The 17,510-nt window shown below is 51.1% G+C and carries 18 protein-coding genes and 1 riboswitch; of the genes, 7 read left to right on the plus strand and 11 right to left on the minus strand.

What is annotated here, in order from left to right; translation table 11 throughout:
• Positions 1–33 precede the first annotated feature (33 nt).
• From HV311_RS08455 to HV311_RS08465, 3 genes are read left to right on the plus strand one after another with little or no spacing between them, the layout of a single operon-like run.
• Entirely contained in the window at positions 34–714 is a 681-nt protein-coding gene (locus HV311_RS08455; protein WP_191220959.1) for a fimbrial assembly chaperone, read from the plus strand.
• Positions 715–727: 13 nt separating this feature from the next.
• Positions 728–3,214, plus strand: coding sequence for a fimbrial biogenesis outer membrane usher protein (locus tag HV311_RS08460; protein ID WP_191220960.1), 2,487 nt, complete (start codon positions 728–730; stop codon positions 3,212–3,214).
• A gap of 11 nt (positions 3,215–3,225) precedes the next feature.
• Positions 3,226–4,209 (plus strand): fimbrial protein, encoded by a 984-nt coding sequence (locus HV311_RS08465; RefSeq protein WP_191220961.1) that lies wholly within the window; start codon positions 3,226–3,228, stop codon positions 4,207–4,209.
• A gap of 53 nt (positions 4,210–4,262) precedes the next feature.
• On the opposite strand, the gene HV311_RS08470 is transcribed toward HV311_RS08465, so the two are convergent.
• A complete protein-coding gene (locus HV311_RS08470) occupies positions 4,263–4,595 on the minus strand; it encodes an RcnB family protein (protein WP_019077205.1) in 333 nt (110 codons plus the stop codon).
• Between the two features lie 221 nt (positions 4,596–4,816).
• Positions 4,817–4,913: riboswitch (TPP riboswitch) on the plus strand.
• Positions 4,914–4,944: 31 nt separating this feature from the next.
• On the opposite strand from HV311_RS08470, the gene thiM reads away from it, so the two are divergent.
• The 3 genes from thiM to HV311_RS08485 are packed head-to-tail and all read left to right on the plus strand — an operon-like array spanning position 4,945 to position 7,318.
• Positions 4,945–5,733, plus strand: coding sequence for a hydroxyethylthiazole kinase (gene thiM / locus HV311_RS08475; RefSeq protein ID WP_103766534.1), 789 nt, complete (start codon positions 4,945–4,947; stop codon positions 5,731–5,733).
• A complete protein-coding gene (gene thiD, locus HV311_RS08480; protein ID WP_016156956.1) occupies positions 5,730–6,530 on the plus strand; it encodes a bifunctional hydroxymethylpyrimidine kinase/phosphomethylpyrimidine kinase in 801 nt (266 codons plus the stop codon). The genes thiM and thiD overlap by 4 nt, the downstream gene beginning before the upstream one ends.
• Before the next feature lie 41 nt (positions 6,531–6,571).
• The gene (locus HV311_RS08485; protein ID WP_016153677.1) at positions 6,572–7,318 is read left to right on the plus strand and encodes a GntR family transcriptional regulator; all 747 of its coding nucleotides are present in this window, start codon (positions 6,572–6,574) and stop codon (positions 7,316–7,318) included.
• Here HV311_RS08485 and HV311_RS08490 read toward each other — a convergent pair.
• The 3 genes from HV311_RS08490 to HV311_RS08500 are packed head-to-tail and all read right to left on the minus strand — an operon-like array spanning position 7,292 to position 10,532.
• Complete coding sequence (locus tag HV311_RS08490) at positions 7,292–8,257, minus strand: PfkB family carbohydrate kinase (protein WP_049269029.1); 966 nt, start codon at positions 8,255–8,257, stop codon at positions 7,292–7,294. The genes HV311_RS08485 and HV311_RS08490 overlap by 27 nt on opposite strands.
• Positions 8,254–9,258 (minus strand): ADP-ribosylglycohydrolase family protein, encoded by a 1,005-nt coding sequence (locus HV311_RS08495; protein ID WP_191220962.1) that lies wholly within the window; start codon positions 9,256–9,258, stop codon positions 8,254–8,256. The genes HV311_RS08490 and HV311_RS08495 overlap by 4 nt, the downstream gene beginning before the upstream one ends.
• Positions 9,255–10,532: a nucleoside permease gene (locus tag HV311_RS08500; protein ID WP_191220963.1), complete on the minus strand. Its 1,278-nt coding sequence runs from the start codon at positions 10,530–10,532 to the stop codon at positions 9,255–9,257. Before HV311_RS08500 ends, HV311_RS08495 begins: the two co-directional genes overlap by 4 nt.
• A gap of 252 nt (positions 10,533–10,784) precedes the next feature.
• On the opposite strand from HV311_RS08500, the gene fbaB reads away from it, so the two are divergent.
• The gene (fbaB, locus tag HV311_RS08505; RefSeq protein WP_016153672.1) at positions 10,785–11,837 is read left to right on the plus strand and encodes a class I fructose-bisphosphate aldolase; all 1,053 of its coding nucleotides are present in this window, start codon (positions 10,785–10,787) and stop codon (positions 11,835–11,837) included.
• 22 nt (positions 11,838–11,859) lie between these two features.
• On the opposite strand, the gene yegS is transcribed toward fbaB, so the two are convergent.
• The 7 genes from yegS to HV311_RS08540 all read right to left on the minus strand — a co-directional run bounded on the left by yegS (position 11,860) and on the right by HV311_RS08540 (position 17,478).
• Positions 11,860–12,759, minus strand: coding sequence for a lipid kinase YegS (gene yegS / locus HV311_RS08510; protein WP_191220964.1), 900 nt, complete (start codon positions 12,757–12,759; stop codon positions 11,860–11,862).
• Positions 12,760–12,891: 132 nt separating this feature from the next.
• A complete protein-coding gene (gene artJ / locus HV311_RS08515) occupies positions 12,892–13,623 on the minus strand; it encodes an arginine ABC transporter substrate-binding protein ArtJ (RefSeq protein ID WP_191220965.1) in 732 nt (243 codons plus the stop codon).
• A 246-nt stretch (positions 13,624–13,869) separates the two neighbouring features.
• A complete protein-coding gene (gene artM / locus HV311_RS08520; protein WP_016153669.1) occupies positions 13,870–14,538 on the minus strand; it encodes an arginine ABC transporter permease ArtM in 669 nt (222 codons plus the stop codon).
• The gene (artQ, locus tag HV311_RS08525) at positions 14,538–15,254 is read right to left on the minus strand and encodes an arginine ABC transporter permease ArtQ (RefSeq protein ID WP_046275435.1); all 717 of its coding nucleotides are present in this window, start codon (positions 15,252–15,254) and stop codon (positions 14,538–14,540) included. Before artQ ends, artM begins: the two co-directional genes overlap by 1 nt.
• Before the next feature lie 6 nt (positions 15,255–15,260).
• Positions 15,261–15,992, minus strand: coding sequence for an arginine ABC transporter substrate-binding protein ArtI (gene artI, locus HV311_RS08530; RefSeq protein ID WP_003027298.1), 732 nt, complete (start codon positions 15,990–15,992; stop codon positions 15,261–15,263).
• Positions 15,993–16,008: 16 nt separating this feature from the next.
• The gene (gene artP, locus HV311_RS08535; protein ID WP_016156950.1) at positions 16,009–16,737 is read right to left on the minus strand and encodes an arginine ABC transporter ATP-binding protein ArtP; all 729 of its coding nucleotides are present in this window, start codon (positions 16,735–16,737) and stop codon (positions 16,009–16,011) included.
• 225 nt (positions 16,738–16,962) lie between these two features.
• Positions 16,963–17,478 carry a lipoprotein gene (locus tag HV311_RS08540; RefSeq protein ID WP_019077200.1) on the minus strand — a complete coding sequence of 172 codons (516 nt, stop codon included), beginning with the start codon at positions 17,476–17,478 and terminating at the stop codon, positions 16,963–16,965.
• Positions 17,479–17,510 lie beyond the last annotated feature (32 nt).

Consider the following 17,510-nt stretch of genomic DNA (forward strand, 5'->3'; position numbering starts at 1 on the left):
CCGCCGATTATTTCCGCAGTAAGGATAATTATAATGAAAAAAATACTCGTGTTTTTACTGGCCGGTACAGTAATGCCTGCGTGGGGCGGCATATACATTTACGGCACCCGTGTCATTTATCCGGCACAGAAACAAGAAATCACCGTGCAGTTAATGAATGAAGGCAGTCGCAGTTCGCTGGTTCAATCCTGGATAGATGACGGAGATACCAGTCTGTCACCCGAAGAAATCCACGTGCCATTTGTAATGACCCCTCCTGTGGCAAAGGTCAGCGGAGGTTCTGGTCAACAACTGAAAATTAAGCAATTGGCAAATACGCTGCCGAAAGATCGTGAAAGCCTTTTTTTTCTGAATGTGTTAGATATTCCTCCTAATTCTGCGGAATCAGAAGGTAAGAACATGATTAAATTTGCTATGCAGAATCGCATCAAATTTATATATCGCCCGCAGGGTATTGCCGGTGTAGATGAAAAAAGCTTTTCTCGCTTAAGCGTCAGAGATGTCAGTGGTGGCATTAATATCAAAAATAATTCTGCCAACTGGATTACTATTCCTCAAATAGTGGGTAATTCAAAAATAAACAGCGAGACAGTGTTACTTGCTCCGTGGTCAGATAAAAAGGTCGTCACCACTACTGTCGTTAATCATTACAAGGTTACTCTTATTGATGATCACGGAAACTACTTAAGTGAAAAAATAAAAACGGAAAGATAGTCAAGGATTGATTATGTCAAAGATAAATTCTATTACACTGTCAATCCTGTCGGTGTTGGCCGCTTCATCCGTATGGGCTGAAGAAGACACGTTTGATACCCACTTTATGATCGGTGGTTTGAATGGTGAGAAAATCTCTCGCTATCAAATTGATGGCGATAAGCCAATGCCCGGTATATATGAAATGGATGTTTATCTTAATAATAAGTGGCGTGGTCGGTACGATATTGATATTAAAGACGATCCCGAACTGACATGTCTGTCCTGGGCACAATTGCAGCAAATTGGTATTCGCACCGGGAACATTAAAACGGATAAACAAGAAGGCTGCGTGCCGCTGCGTGCAGCAGTGCAGGGCGGCAGTGTTAGTTATGACATTGGGGAGTTTATTCTAAATTTAAGCGTGCCTCAGGCGTATGTGATTGAGTATGAACCAGGATATATGCCGCCTGAAACCTGGGATCGTGGGGTAAACGCTTTTTATACCTCTTATTACGCCAGCCAGTATTACAGTAATTATAAACACGGTGGTGATGATAAAAGCAGCTATGTGAACCTGAATAGCGGGTTGAACCTGCTGGGGTGGCAGTTGCATTCAAGTGACAACTATACGAAAGGTAACGAGGGCAACGGCAAATGGAAGAGCAACACGTTATATGTGGAACGTGGTGTGCCGTCGATTCTTGGTACATTGCGCGCCGGTGACATGTATACCGGGGCTGATATTTTTGATGCCGTACGTTTTCGTGGTGTGCGTATCTGGCGCGATATGCAAATGTTACCAAACTCAAAACAGAATTTTACCCCTGTAGTTCGTGGGATTGCCCATAGCAACGCCCTGGTAACCATCGAACAAAATGGTTTTGTTATTTACCAGAAAGAAGTGCCACCAGGCCCATTTGCTATTGATGATCTACAACTCGCTGGCGGCGGTTCGGATTTAGATGTCAGTGTGAAAGAGGCTAACGGTTCGATATCTCATTATCTGGTGCCTTTTTCATCTGTGCCAAATATGCTGCAATCTGGCGTATCGAAATATGATTTCTCTGCAGGGCGTAGCCATATTGAAGGGGCTGGCAATCAGTATGATTTCCTGCAAGGGAGTTATCAGTATGGTCTGAACAATCTGCTAACGGTCTATGGCGGTACAATGCTGTCGCAAAACTATTCTTCATTTGTGCTTGGGACTGGCTGGAATACCCCCATTGGCGCAGTATCGGTAGACGCCACGCGATCGCATAGCGAGCAGGATAATGGTGATGTTTTTGATGGTCAGAGCTATCAGATTGCATGGAACAAATATGTCACGCAGACCGGTACGCAGTTTGCACTTGCAGCTTATCGTTATTCCTCGCGGGATTATCGTACCTTTAATGACTACGTGTGGGCGAATAATAAAAATAACTATAATCGCGATAAAAACGATGTTTATGACATTGCGGACTACTATCAAAACGACTTTGGCCGCAAGAACAGTTTTTCACTGAATATAAATCAAGCGTTACCCGAAAACTGGGGATCCCTGGCGGTTAGCGGCCTGTGGCGCGACTATTGGCAACGCAGTGGAAACGGCAAAGATTATCAGCTTAGCTACTCTAACGCCTGGCAGCGAGTTAGCTATACCGTTGCCGTGAGTCAAACGTACGATGAGGATAACCACGAGGATAAGCGTTTTAACCTGTATATCTCAATCCCGTTCTCGTGGGGGGACGGTATTTCTACTCCTCGACGCGATCTGTTCGTCTCTAATTCCACGACGTTTGATAGTGACGGCTTTCAGTCGAATAACACCAGCTTAAGCGGGGTGACGGGTCATCGCGATCAATTCAGCTATGGTGCCAACCTCAGTCAGCAACGACAGGGGAACGAGACAACGGCGGGCGTTAGCATGGTCTGGCGCGCGCCAGTGGCGACTGTAGGCAGTAGTTACAGCCAATCGAATAAGTATCAACAGGCCAGCGGCAATATTCAGGGGGGGATCGTGGTGTGGTCTGAGGGCGTGGCTCTGACTCCCCGGCTTTCAGATACATTCGCCATTGTTAAAGCGCCTGGGTTACAGGGTGCGGCTGTGCAAGGGCATCGTTACCTAACAACCAACAGTAAAGGTTACGCGGTTTACGACAGTCTGACGCCGTACCGGGAAAATATGCTGATGCTGGATCTTTCCGACACTAATAGCGATGTGGCATTACTGGGCAATCGAAAAGGTACAGTACCCTATCGCGGTGCGGTCGTGATGACGGAGTTTGAAACCGATCGGCGCAAACCCTGGTACTTCCTGGCCGAGCGTCCGGACGGCTCTCCGTTATCTTTCGGTTATGAAGTGGAAGATGATATCGGTAATAATGTTGGTCTGGTGGGGCAGGGTAGTCGGTTATTTATTCGCACCAACGACATTCCCGCGTCGGTACGTGTTGCAGTTAATAAACAGCAGGGACAGTTCTGTACAATTACCTTCGATAGGGTGATTGATGAGAATAAAGTCTATATTTGCCGATAAGGATGCAAGATATGAAAGGATACGTATTTTTGATATTTTTGCTGCTGTCATCCTTTGGTGCTGATGCCGGGTGTACATTTCAGACAAAAAATGGCGGGTTAACGACAATTAATCTGGATATGACATCTGGAACAGCAACAAATAAAATTAATCTCAGTTCCAGTGGCAACATAGTGTGTACAGCCAACAGTGATAGCTTATATTATACAACACCGCTCAAGGATTACATTGTTGCAATTCAGGGGGGCAGCGGCAAGAAGGTTTTAATTAATATCAATCTGACCAGCAATGATTTTCCAGTAAGTATTGGTAAGAAAACGGTTAGTGCCGGCGAAGTGCTGGATGCCAAAAGTTTCACCATCTCAGCAAGATATGTAAATTCAGGGACTATTAAGCAGACAGTATTCGGTGATGCGTTTAGTCTGAGCGACCCGGCAGTAAGTATTACCTCTGATAATTCTTGTACTTCAAACTGGTTAGCTTATCTTTATTGCTGGGTTACCGGACGTTTATCGAGTAATTCAGCTTTTACACAGAATTTAAGCTTTACAGTAACGCATAAACCCACCACCTGTCAGTTTTCATTACCCCGCTACGAAATTAAAATGCCAGATACCACATTGAATGAGATGCTCACGGTTAATAATACCAAATCGGGTTCCACAAATCTGGTATTGAATTGCGAAAGTATATATAACGTTACCACCAATCCCGTCACTTTTAAGGTGGTGCGCGGTGACTGGGATGAAAGCGGGAAAATACTAAAAAACACGATAGCAAATGGCGCCAAAGGGGTGGGGTTCCAGATATATAATGGCACCGCGACTTCTCCCCTAAAACAGGGGGATAATCTGATGAACAGAATGACCAAACTGGAAGCAATCAGTAATCAGTACACTTTCCCTATTACTGCGAAATATGTTCGCGTGACAGGGGAATCATTACTGCCTGGTGAAATACAAAGTAAAGTGATATTTGCAGTATCTTATGACTAATTGATTTGCGGGTATTTCACGTACTTTCTTGCTGAAAGTACGTGTTTTTTTTATTAACGATGATAAAAAATCTCGCCGTCGTAGGCTTTAATGATCTTACCGTCAGCATCGTTGATCAGCACGTACGCACCACCCATGTAGGTCCAGTGGGTACCGGCGGTAGGTGCTGGCAGGTTGCGTTGGTTCCATTGCTTAATCGCATATTCGTCAGTACGGTACAGCGGTGGGACCGTGTCACCAGGTTTAAAATGGGTAAAGTCGGCGATGAAACCGCTCAACTCATACTTATCAATTCCGGTGGGAGCAGCTGTTGCGGCCGGCGCGGCCCAGACGACGCTGCTTGCAAGCAGGAGTGCACCCAGCAACATTTTATTCTTCATACCCATCCTCTTTACCTGTTCGGGTCATCAACATCAGTCGTGTATCATTCCTGGCTTATAGGGCATCTGACAAGAACTTTTTTGTGATCACGCCAGTCATTTCGTAAAAAGTGTAAATGAATGTACAGAATAGCTACAACCTTACCCCGTAATTTCGTGGAGGGCCATGGTGCTGCGCTAATTTACATCATCAAGCGTAGGCAGTATTCTGTTACCGAAACTTGTGTTTCAACGACTCGGGGTGCCCTTCCTGGTGAAGGCTGAGAAATACCCGTACCACCTGATCTGGATAATGCCAGCGTAGGGAAGTCTGACACTGCTCGTGTCCCTTCTTCGCGCGGGCAGGAGCTGAACCATGCAGCCTGACCTGCACAGCCGCACACTCGCGGCTCACACCTTACACCAATTTAGAACGCTTTCCCCTCTCACACACTGCATGACCAACGAGGTCGTGCAAAGCTTTACGGCCAATACGCTGCTGGCGCTGGGCGCATCACCTGCAATGGTAATCGAGCCTGAGGAAGCCAGTCAGTTCGCGGCTATTGCCAGTGCATTACTGGTTAACGTCGGCACCTTAACCCGGGAACGGGCTACGGCGATGCGTGCCGCAGTTGAGCGGGCACAACTTGCTAAAACCCCGTGGACGCTCGATCCCGTTGCCGTGGGGGCGCTGGAGTTTCGTCGTCGCTTCTGTCTGGATTTGTTGGCGCTACAGCCTGCAGCTATCCGCGGCAACGCTTCGGAAATACTGGCTCTGGCGGGTATGAACGGTGGGGGACGCGGCGTGGATACGACCGATACGGCAGCCGCTGCGCTTCCTGCAGCGCAGGCGCTGGCTCGTCAGGTTGGGACCATTGTCGTGGTTACCGGCGAAATTGACTATGTCACCGATGGTCAGCGTACCGTCTGCGTGAACGGCGGTGATCCGTTGATGACGCGCGTGGTGGGCACCGGATGCGCGCTGTCGGCGGTCGTTGCGGCCAGCTGCGCCCTGCACGGTGACCGGCTTGATAACGTCGCCTCCGCCTGTAGCTGGATGAAACAGGCTGGACAAATAGCCACTCAACAATCAACCGGACCGGGCAGTTTTGTCCCGGCATTTATCGACGCCCTCTATAACCTGAACGCGCAGGAGCAACTATGAAACGGATTAACGCATTAACCATTGCCGGAACCGATCCAAGCGGTGGCGCAGGTATTCAGGCCGATTTAAAAACGTTCTCGGCGCTTGGCGCTTACGGCTGCTCGGTTATCACGGCGTTGGTGGCGCAAAATACGCGCGGGGTGCAGTCGGTGTATCGCATTGAACCTGACTTTGTCGCCGCACAACTGGATTCCGTATTTAGTGATGTGCGTATCGACACCACTAAAATCGGTATGCTGGCGGAAACGGATATTGTTGAAGCGGTCGCCGAACGTTTGCGTCGCCATCGGGTGCAAAATGTCGTGCTGGATACCGTGATGCTGGCGAAAAGCGGCGATCCGTTGCTGTCTCCCTCGGCGGTTGAAACGCTGCGTACCCATTTGCTGCCGCAGGTTTCGATTATCACCCCAAATTTACCCGAAGCTGCGGCGCTGCTCGGGGCTCCCCATGCGCAGACTGAGCAGGAGATGTTAGAGCAGGGAAGGGCGCTGCGGGCGCTGGGTTGCGAGGCGGTGTTGATGAAAGGCGGTCATCTGGAGGATGCGCAAAGCCCCGACTGGCTCTTTACCCGTGATGGCGAACAGCGTTTTACCGCGCCAAGGGTGATGACCAAAAATACCCACGGTACTGGCTGTACGCTATCGGCGGCGCTGGCGGCGCTGCGTCCGCGCCATGACAACTGGGCACAGACAGTGCAGGAAGCTAAGTTGTGGCTTTCAGCGGCATTGGCGCAGGCCGACACCCTGGAAGTCGGTGAGGGAATTGGTCCGGTGCATCATTTCCACGCGTGGTGGTAATGAGTATACTGGCTGCAGAAACGGCTGCAGGAAAAAGATAAATGGAACAAGCGCATACCCAGCTTATCGCGCAACTGAATGAACGTATTTCCGCGGCAGATAACACGCCGCTGTATATGAAATTTGCGCAAACGGTGAAAAACGCTGTGCGCAGCGGGATTCTGGAGCATGGAAACATCCTGCCCGGCGAGCGCGATCTCAGCCAATTGACTGGCGTTTCGCGAATTACGGTTCGTAAGGCGATGCAAGCCCTGGAAGAAGAAGGCGTCGTGACGCGCGCCCGCGGTTACGGGACGCAGATCAACAACATCTTCGAGTATTCGCTAAAAGAAGCGCGTGGTTTTTCACAGCAGGTGGTGTTGCGCGGTAAAAAACCAGATACGCTGTGGGTTAACAAGCGGATTGTGCCTTGCCCGGAAGAGGTAGCGCAGCAGCTGGCTGTTGCCACGGGGAGTGACGTCTTCTTGCTCAAGCGCATTCGCTACGTAGATGAAGATGCGGTTTCTATTGAAGAGTCATGGGTTCCTGCCCATCTAATTCATGACGTGGATGCCATCGGCGTTTCACTGTATGACTATTTTCGCAGCCAGCATATTTTCCCGCAGCGCACCCGCTCACGTGTCAGTGCCCGAATGCCTGACGCAGAGTTCCAGGCGCACATTCAAATGGACAGCAAAGTGCCGGTGCTGGTGATCAAGCAGGTAGCGCTTGACCAGCAGCAACGGCCCATTGAATACAGCATCAGCTATTGTCGAAGCGATCTATACGTGTTTGTGTGCGAGGAGTAACGCCTCGCGCGTAGGGGCGCAATCGCCCCCGCGATGCCCTACCACCCAGGACGCCACGGCGTTTCCAAGCAGTACCGCGTCAGCCAGCGACCAGCCAGACGCCAGTCCGGCCAGCATGCCGCCAGCGTGGCTGTCACCTGCGCCAATGGTATCAACGACCGCTGTCGAAAATGCCGGTATGCAACCGGAAGTTTGGGTGCTGAAATACCACGCACCGTCTTTATCGTGGCGTACCACCACCGGTGTGGCAAAACGTTGCACCCATTGTGCGCCAAAACCTTCTATATCCTGGCTTAATGCAAACCGCTCGGCGGCAATTTCCGCCTCCTGCCGATTGAGCGATACCAGTGGACGGCAGGCCATAATTCTTGCCAGTAAGGGCTCGGGAATGTCGCCGATGCGTGGGCCAAAATCGATAAACGGCGTCACTTCCTCCAGCCCTTCCAGCCAATGCACCAGCAACTCACCACACGGAGAGGCTAACTGATAGCCCGAGAGATAAACCAGGCTGTGACGTGGGATCTCCAGCTGTGCCAGCCAGTCAGCGTTCCACTGATTTTCGACGCCACTAAAGGACATAAAGGTACGTTCGCCATCCGGCTCGACCAGAGCCAGACACCAGCCGTTATCGCCTGCGGCGTTATCGATCAGGCTGTGCAGTCCCTCTTTTGCCATCCGGTTGCGGATAATATCGGCCCACACTCCCTGACCCAGCGGTAAAGCATTACTGGCGTCGATACCTAACCGCTTGAGTGCTACGGCGATATTGAGCGCGCAGCCGCCAACGTTCACCCCTTGCTGTTTGAGTTCAATGTCACATCCGCGCCAGGGAAGGGCATACGCATCGGCAATGACATCAATCACCGCCGCACCCACCACCGTAACGGGTCGCTGTGTGCGTAACTGCGGGAGAAGTTGTTGCAGACGCGTGGTGCTCATAGTGCCTCCCGCAGCTCGCGCAGTCGCATCAATCCACTGGCGTAGCGGATAAAGTCCAGCTGATTTACCGCATCGAGCTCATGTTTCAATGCCGGATTAATCGCACTTACGCCGTGGAGCGCACCACAAATGGCAGTTGCCATCGCCCCGATGGTGTCGGTATCGCCCCCGAGGTTCGCGCACAGAATGGCGCAGCGGTTAGGATCGGTCTGCGCCAGCTCAACCATAGCGATGGCGCAAGGCACGGATTCAATGGTACTGGTTCCGGCCCCCACAACCTGATACAACTGCTCGCAGGCAGACTCAATGCCGTCAGCGTTACGGACAATTTTCAGCGCCAGTTCAAGGCGTGCACAGAGCGATGCGCTAAAGGTAGTGATCCTTTTTTGCTGCGCATGCCGGGCAATGGCTGGCAGCGCGTCGACAATCTCTGACCATTTTCCGCCATCGATAGCGCGTGATACCGCCCACGCGACCACCACTGCGCCAGCGATAGCCAAATCCGATTTATGCGTCGGGCTGGAGGCTAATGCCACATCATCGATAAAGGCATCGAGATCGCGCGCGGGGAGCAGGCATCCCAGCGGTGAAACACGCATTGCCGCTCCGTTGGTAACGCCGTTATTTTCCAGTTCGGCGACAGGTTTGCCGTCGCGAATGGCTTTTAGCGCAATTTTTGAGGTCGGGCCGAGCACGTTTTTATTAAAAGCATCAAAACGTTCGGCCCAGGCCAGAATATTGCGGCCAATAACGTCGGGTACAATCTCTCCGTCGCACTCAAGCAGGGCATCAGCCAGACACAGCGCCATGGAGGTGTCATCAGTGAACTCCGCCTGGTTAAAATAGCAGGCGGCATTATTCTCCGCAGGGCCGGGCAAAAAACGGTCGATCCAACCGAAATGGGCTTTAACCCGGGTTCTTGGCCACAGTTCCGACGGCATACCCATCGCATCCCCTAACGCCTGCCCATAAAGAGCACCGAGAATACGTTCTGCTTTCATTTTACTTCCCCTTGTTTCAACGCTACATCGAGATCGTCCACCTTAATGGCGGTGATTTCTTTATCTGACTCGCGAAAGAAAATCATAAACATTACGGCAATGACGGCGATCATGACCGCGCCAAATCCCCACATGCCAGCCCAGTTAAAGGTAAGGCCATTCACCGGTTCCTGATAAGCAAACATTTTTTCCATCATCACGCCGCCCAAACGATAACCGAGCAGGCTACCGAATCCCTGACAGCAGAGGGTGATAAGCCCTTGCGCCGCGGTGCGCATATGTACGGGCGCTTTTTTATCGACATAAATGTAGGCTGTGACGTAGTAGAAGTCGTAACTGACGCCGTGCAGCAGAATGCCGAGAAACAGCAGAGCGTAAGTGAAATATTCTTCCGCGCCGCCGTAAACAAAAAATCCGTAGCGGATAGCCGCAGTAATAAGACCAAGCAGCAATACCTTTTTAATGCCAAAGCGTTTGGTGAAAAACGGTAGCGCCAGCATAAAGAAGATTTCAGAGAACTGCCCCAGCGTCATCCAGCCGGTGGCGTTTTTCATCCCGACTTCTGTCAGATAACCGTTGGCAAAGATGTAATAGAACGCCAGCGGCATCGCGAACAGAAAAGAGCAAAAGAAAAAGACGAGGAAGTTCTTATCCCGCAGCAGGATCAGCGCATCCAGACCCAGCATGACCTTGAAATCCATTTTGCCGGTACTTTTCGGCGGTGTATCCGGTAAAAAGAACGCAAAGACGCCCAACAGAGCGGAGCTTCCGGCAGTGATTAGCAGAGGAATATTGGTAGGGGAGATGTCACTATAGCCAAGCATTTGCGGTAAGAAACCGCAGGCCAAACCAGAGGCGATCCAGCCAATGGTCCCCATTACACGGATGCGCGGGAAATCACGCTCAACGTCACTGACGTTGGCAAAAGCGATACTGTTGGTCAGCGCAATCGTCGGCATATAGGTCAACGAATAGGCCAGTAACAGCGGGAAAAATCCGCTGAAGGTGGTTTGCTGGGCGGCGAAGTACATCAAAATAGCGCCGACGAACATCAGCACCGCCAGCACTTTTTGCGCGGAGAAAAAACGGTCAGTGACAGAACCGACCAGGATGGGCGACAGGATCGCAGCAATCGCGGTACAGGCATAGGACCAGCCGATCTCCCCGGCGCTAAAGCCACTTTTACTCAGCCACAGCCACAGCGGTACAAACCAGGCGCCCCAGATAAACCACTCTACAAACATCATGAACGACAGCTTAACTGTAGTTTTCATCTTTAAATCCTTCATGACAGGTAAGGTACGCACTGATAGTACCATTCGATAATACCTTTAAAATACCTTTGAGGTCTAAATTTGACCGCCTTAACATTATTTCTTCCTGAATCGAGCCAGCAGAAGTTGCTGAAAAGTGCGCTAAAGATGGAAAAAAAACGCAGTCGGTACCAGGCTTATTGCTGCCCGCAACAAAGCGGGTCAGGACAATCCACATTCCGGTTTCAAATCGGAACTTACGGGAGCATAGCTATGACTGATATTGCGCAGTTGCTTGGCAAAGATGCCGACAACCTTTTACAGCATCGTTGTATGACCATTCCTTCTGACCAACTTTACCTGCCTGGACATGATTACGTCGATCGCGTGATGGTGGATAACAACCGTCCGCCAGCGGTGCTGCGTAATATGCAAACGCTGTATAATACGGGCCGACTGGCCGGGACAGGTTATCTGTCGATTCTACCGGTGGATCAGGGCGTGGAACACTCCGCGGGGGCATCGTTCGCGGCTAACCCGCTGTACTTTGATCCGAAGAATATTGTGGAACTGGCTATCGAAGCAGGGTGTAACTGCGTGGCATCGACCTATGGCGTGCTGGCTTCCGTCTCCCGTCGCTACGCGCACCGCATTCCGTTTCTTGTAAAAATTAACCACAACGAAACGCTGAGCTACCCCAATACGTTTGATCAGACGCTGTATGCCAGCGTAGAACAGGCATTCAATATGGGTGCGGTTGCGGTAGGGGCAACCATTTATTTCGGTTCAGAGGAGTCCCGTCGCCAGATTGAAGAGATTTCTGCGGCGTTCGAGCGTGCTCATGAACTGGGGATGGTCACCGTGCTATGGGCGTATCTGCGTAACTCCGCGTTTAAAAAAGATGGCGTGGATTACCATGTTTCCGCCGATCTCACCGGGCAGGCTAACCATCTGGCAGCCACTATCGGGGCGGATATCGTTAAGCAGAAAATGGCGGAAAATAACGGCGGGTATAAAGCAGTCAACTTTGGCTACACTGACGATCGCGTTTACAGCAAGCTGACCAGCGACAACCCAATTGACCTGGTGCGTTATCAGCTGGCGAACTGCTATATGGGGCGCGCCGGATTAATTAACTCTGGCGGTGCGGCTGGCGGCGAAACCGATCTGAGCGATGCGGTACGTACGGCGGTGATTAACAAACGTGCTGGCGGCATGGGGCTGATTCTTGGACGAAAAGCATTCAAGAAAACCATGGCTGACGGCGTTAAGCTGATTAACGCCGTGCAGGATGTTTATCTGGACAGCAAAGTCACCATTGCCTGATTCCAGTTGGGGTGTCGTCGTGTTAACGCAGTAGCGGACAACCCGGCGGCAGTCTGCAACGTAGCGCTGCGGGCAGGATTTCAATATGAAATTCTTGTCCGCTAAGCGGTTCGCCATCGAGATTAAACGTAATTTCGTGCGGGGCGCGGATATCAAACCACGATGATGCGCCTTCGATGATGTTAGGGTTGTCTTCGGATTGCGTTAATGCCGAAAGCAGCCCTGGCAACAGCTCTTCGCCGGTAAAAATACGCAGTTGCAGCAGACCATCGTTGATCAGCGCCGTCGGGCAAAGCTGTTGCCCACCACCGGCCTGACGACCATTACCGATACCAATGACCAGCGCCTTACCCTGCCAGTGAAAATCTTCCCCACGAATGTCGCAGATATCGGGTTTGAGCGTATCCATGCGCATTAATCCGTGAATAAAGTACGAAACGCCACCTAATGCGGCCTTGAGTTTTTCTGGCGTCTCGGTGGTGATGCGTGTGCCGAAGCCGCCGGTTGCCATATTGATAAAACAGGTTTTATCATTGACCTGAACCATATCGATATCAGTCGCATTTCCGGCGATAGCTAGTTTTAACGCCTTATCAAGGGCGTCGGGTATGCCTACGCTGGTTGCAAAATCATTCGCCGTTCCCAACGGTAAAATACCGAGCGCCGGGATATTGCCGCCCTGCGACTGGATCAGCGTCGTCGAGACTTCGTTAATTGTGCCGTCGCCGCCGCCGGCAATCACCGTTGCAACACCTAACTGGCGAGCTTCATCAACGTAGCGTTGGGCGTCGCCTTTTTCCCAGGTAACGCGAACATGGATTTCCACGCCTTCATCGCGTAGCTCTGCAATGACATCACGCAGGGGGAGATTATCAGCACTTTTTCCGTTGAGGATCAGTAAACTGGCAGGGAACGCTATCATCCGTTTGCCTCACTTTTTTTCGTTTTAACAAGTGTACGCCAGGAATGGTTTTATGGCGTAAGAACTGACTGAAAGCGAAGGTGAAGAGATAAAAAAAAGCCGCAGAATGCGGCTTTTCAGATTGGGCGGACGTTACTGTGGGAACCACTGATCGCTGATTTTTTTGTACGTGCCGTCAGCTTTGATTGCGGCCAGCGCGCTATTCAGTTTTTCCAGCAGGGCTTTGTTATCCGGGCGAACCGCAATGCCAAGACCAGTACCGAAGTATTGTGGGTCGGTCACTTTGTCAGTGGCTACACCTAACTGCGGGTTGGTTTTCAGCCACTCGTTAACCACGGCGGTATCGCCAAATACGCCATCAATACGACCATTTTTCAGGTCGATAATCGCATTCTGATAGCTGTCGTAGGCCACGGTTTTCACTTCAGGGTGTTTATCCTGCAGGTATTTCTGGTGCGTGGTACCGTTTTCCATGCCAATGCGTTTCCCTTTCAGGTCGGCAAAGGTTTTATAGGTGTCTTTTTTCGCAATCACCAGCGCGGAGTTTGCATAGTAAGGCTGAGTAAATGCCACCTGCTTGCTACGCTCAGGCGTGATGTCCATTCCGGAAATCACCGCATCATATTTTTTGAATTTCAGTGCGGGAATCAAGCTATCAAAAGCATGATTGGTGAAAGTACAGTCAGCCTGCATTTGTTTGCACAGTGCCGTTGCCAGGTCGATGTCAAAACCGACAATTTTATTGCTTGCATCCAGTGACTCAAATGGCGGATAAGTTGCTGATACACCGAAACTAATTTTATCAGCAGCTGAGGCGCCAGCGGCGAAAGTAGCAAGTAATGCGGCCAGTACTAACTTTTTCATGGTGGAACTCCCGTCTGTCAATCTTATGATTATTTACCGTGTCTGCGGCGTGAATTAACAATGCCATTTAATGAATTTATATGCAATAAAAATGATTAACTATTTTTTCTGATATAAAAAAAGACGGACAATTTAGGTTGTTGTCCGTCTTTTTTATTTTGGCTTTATGCATATTCACCGGAGAGTGTACAACGGAAGACGAATCGTAGCCTGATAAGCGTAGCGCCATCAGACATAAAAACCGATTTAATTCCGGTGTTCAAACGCCAGCGCTTTACGTTCGATCAAGCGCATCATCAGCGTCAGCAAACCGTTGACGATCAGGTAAATCACACCCGCCGCGCCGAAAACCATGACGTCATAAGTGCGACCGTACAGCAGCTGACTATAGCCCATGACTTCCATCAGCGTGATGGTGTATGCCAGTGAGGTACTTTTAAACACCAGCACCACTTCGTTGGAATACGAGGAGAGGGCGCGTTTAAAGGCGTACGGCAACAGAATCGCCAGCGTATCCTTCTTACTCATCCCCAACGCTCCACAGGACTGCCACTGGCCTTCCGGGATTGCGCGGATAGCACCGTAGAACAGCTGGGTGGTATAAGCCGCACTGTTTAACGATAGCGCAATTAAGGCGCACAGCCACGGTTCAGAGAGCAGGTGCCACAGTACCGGATACTCCTGTAGCGTCGGGAACTGCCCTGGCCCGTAGTAGATCAGGAAGATTTGCACCAGCAGCGGAGTACCGGTAAACAACGTGATATAGGCGCGAACCAACCAGACCACAATCGGCGTTTTTAGCGTCAGGATGACGGTGAAAACCAGCGCCAGCACCAGAGCAACCACGATGGAGGCGACCGTCAGCGTCAGGCTGGTATGCAGCCCTTTTAACAATTCAGGTAAATACTCAAGCATCAGCCTGGTCTCCGCTCAAATCGTGTCGCGCGCAGGTCAATGCGTTTGAGAATGTACTGACTCACCAGCGTAATCACCAGGTAAATAGCCGCCGCCACAATGTACCAGGTAAACGGCTCCTGGGTACGGGTGGCAATGCTCTTGGTTTGCAGCATCAGATCGTTCACGCTGATAAGGCTGACCAGCGCGGTATCTTTCAGCAATACCAGCCACTGGTTACCCAGTCCCGGCAGAGCGTGACGCCACATCTGCGGCATCACCAGGCGAAAGAAGATCGCGGCTTTAGACAAACCCAACGCCTGACCTGATTCCCATTGTCCGAGTGGTACGGCCTTCAGCGCGCCACGCAGCGTTTGCGACGCGTAAGCCGCATACAGCAATGACAGCGCAATTACACCGCACAGGAACGGGCTGACGTCGAAGTTTTCGATCTGCATCTGAACCGGGATTTGTACAACCCCGAGATTGATCGTAAAGCCATCGGCCAGCGTCAGCAGCAGTTGTGAAGAGCCGAAATAGATGAACAGAACCACCAGAATTTCCGGCAGACCACGCAGGATGGTGACCAGAGCTGAGCCCGTCCATGCTACCGGACGCCATTTTACTGACTCCCAGACGGCAAAAAACATGGCGAGCGCGAGGCCAATAATCAGCGCACAAACGGCAAGGCCGACGGTCATCCCGGCGGCGCTTGCTAAAGGAAAAAATTCATTCATCAAGTATTACTTCTGGAACCATTTGTTGTAGATGGTCTCGTAAGTCCCATCTTTCTTCACTTTTTCCAGCGCAGCGTTAAATTTCTGCTGCAGCTCGGTATTGCCCTGGCGCACAGCGATGCCCAGACCCGTACCGAAGTAATCTTTATCCGTCACTTTGTCGCCAACAGCGGCCAGCTTTGGATTGTCTTTCAGCCATTCGGTCACCACTGCGGTATCACCAAATACGCCGTCAATACGACCATTTTGCAGATCGAGTTTGGCATTCTGGTAGCTGTCATACGGTACGGTGGTCACTTCCGGATGTTTATCCATGATGAATTTCTGGTGCGTAGTACCGTTTTGTACACCGACTTTTTTGCCTTTCAACTGGTCAATGCTGGTGTATTTACCCTGTTGGCCAACAAACAGGGCAGAGTTGTCGTAATACGGGGTGGTGAACAGAACCTGTTTTTCACGCTCTGGCGTGATGTCCATACCGGCCATCACCGCGTCAAAACGACGGAATTTCAGGCTCGGGATCAGGCTGTCGAAGGCCTGATTGGTGAAGGTACAGGTCGCGTCAATCTCTTTACACAGCGCATTCGCCAGATCAACGTCAAACCCTACGATTTTGTTATTCGCATCAATAGATTCAAACGGAGGATAGGACGCTTCGGTGGCGAAACGAATGGTTTGGGCTGCGGTAGCGGAAAGGCTAAAACCTGCGATTAGCGCGGCAATCAGAACTTTTTTCATTGTATTGTCCCGAATCTTAGTGAGAGAGATAGTTTTTAAACGCTTCGGTTTGCGGGTTGGCAAAGCAGCTCGCATCCCCAAACTCGACGATATGACCGTTTTCCATATACACCACACGGCTGGCCGTTTTACGTGCAACTTCCACTTCGTGGGTGACGATCACCTGAGTAATGTTGGTTTCCGCCAGTTCACGAATGATGCTGACGATTTGGGCAGTAATTTCCGGATCAAGCGCTGCAGTAGGTTCATCAAACAGCAGCACCTGCGGCTCCATCATCAACGCGCGGGCAATGGCCACACGCTGTTGCTGGCCGCCGGAGAGATGCAGTGGGTAGCGATCGCTGTACGGCTTCAGGCGCAGACGTTCCAGCAATTTTTCGGCGCGTGCCAGCGCTTGATCTTTTGTCAGACCCAGTACGCGGCAGGGCGCTTCAATCAGATTCTGCACAACCGTGAGATGCGGCCAAAGGTTGTATTGCTGGAAGACCATGCCCACGTTCTGACGCAGCTCCCGAATGGCTTTGTCTGACGGGGTCTTCGTGAAGTCGAAACGGTTACCCGCAATAGAGAGCGTGCCCGAGCGCGGCATCTCAAGCAGGTTGAGTACGCGCAGCAGCGAGCTTTTCCCGGCTCCACTTGGGCCAAGTAACACCAGTGTTTCACCCTGAGGGCAATCCAGCGTGATATCGAACAGCGCCTGATGTGCGCCGTAGAAGCAGTTAATGCCGTTTAATTGAATACTCATTGACACTCGATACTGGCAGTCTGATAGCTATTGAAGCCGCAGATACTACCTTTGACAGAATAGTTATGCAATATTTATGCGTTAAAAGTTAAATGCAAACCGCATTCTTATCTAAACATAGCACAAAATAGCGGGGCCACCAGTGGGCAAGAATAATTGTCGGCATTCTATGCAGAATGCCAGACAATTTATGGGGGTTATGATTCAGGCGGGTGAATGGGGCGGTTAGCGGTTTTCGACAGACTGGCGCAGCGTCCCGGCTGGCGCGTGTACGCTGCCGCCCAGATAGCGGACATCGTCAATTACCCAGCACTGGCCTTCGCGGATCATCAGCACTTCATCACGCCAGCTTTGGTCACCCTGTTTAAGTTCTACGCGCAGCGGAATGTTGCGTGCATCACTATTCGGAATGGTCGATGCGCTGGCGACGCTGGCACTGTCCGGTAACGTGGCGCGACTAGAGAACGGATCGCTGTTAAACAGATCGCGATGCGCGTTATCACGGCTGGCATCGTTCAGCAGTTTCGCCAGGTTGTCGCTGAGGTACGGACGAAGGGGAGTAATGTCATTGTTTCGGTGCTGAATACGGTAATCATAGAATTGTTGAGCCACGCTGTCTGGCCCGCCTTCTACGCAAGAGCCGCTACGCGTGCCGTTATCTTTGTAGGCCGGCGTTACGGTAGTACAGGCGCTGAGAAGTAGTGCACATGGAACCAGCAGAGAGAGTTTCGAGTAGCGCATAATGATTTCCTTATTAGCTTTCTACTATTAGT

Source organism: Citrobacter sp. RHBSTW-00881 (assembly GCF_013728515.1).
Lineage (GTDB): Bacteria > Pseudomonadota > Gammaproteobacteria > Enterobacterales > Enterobacteriaceae > Citrobacter > Citrobacter braakii.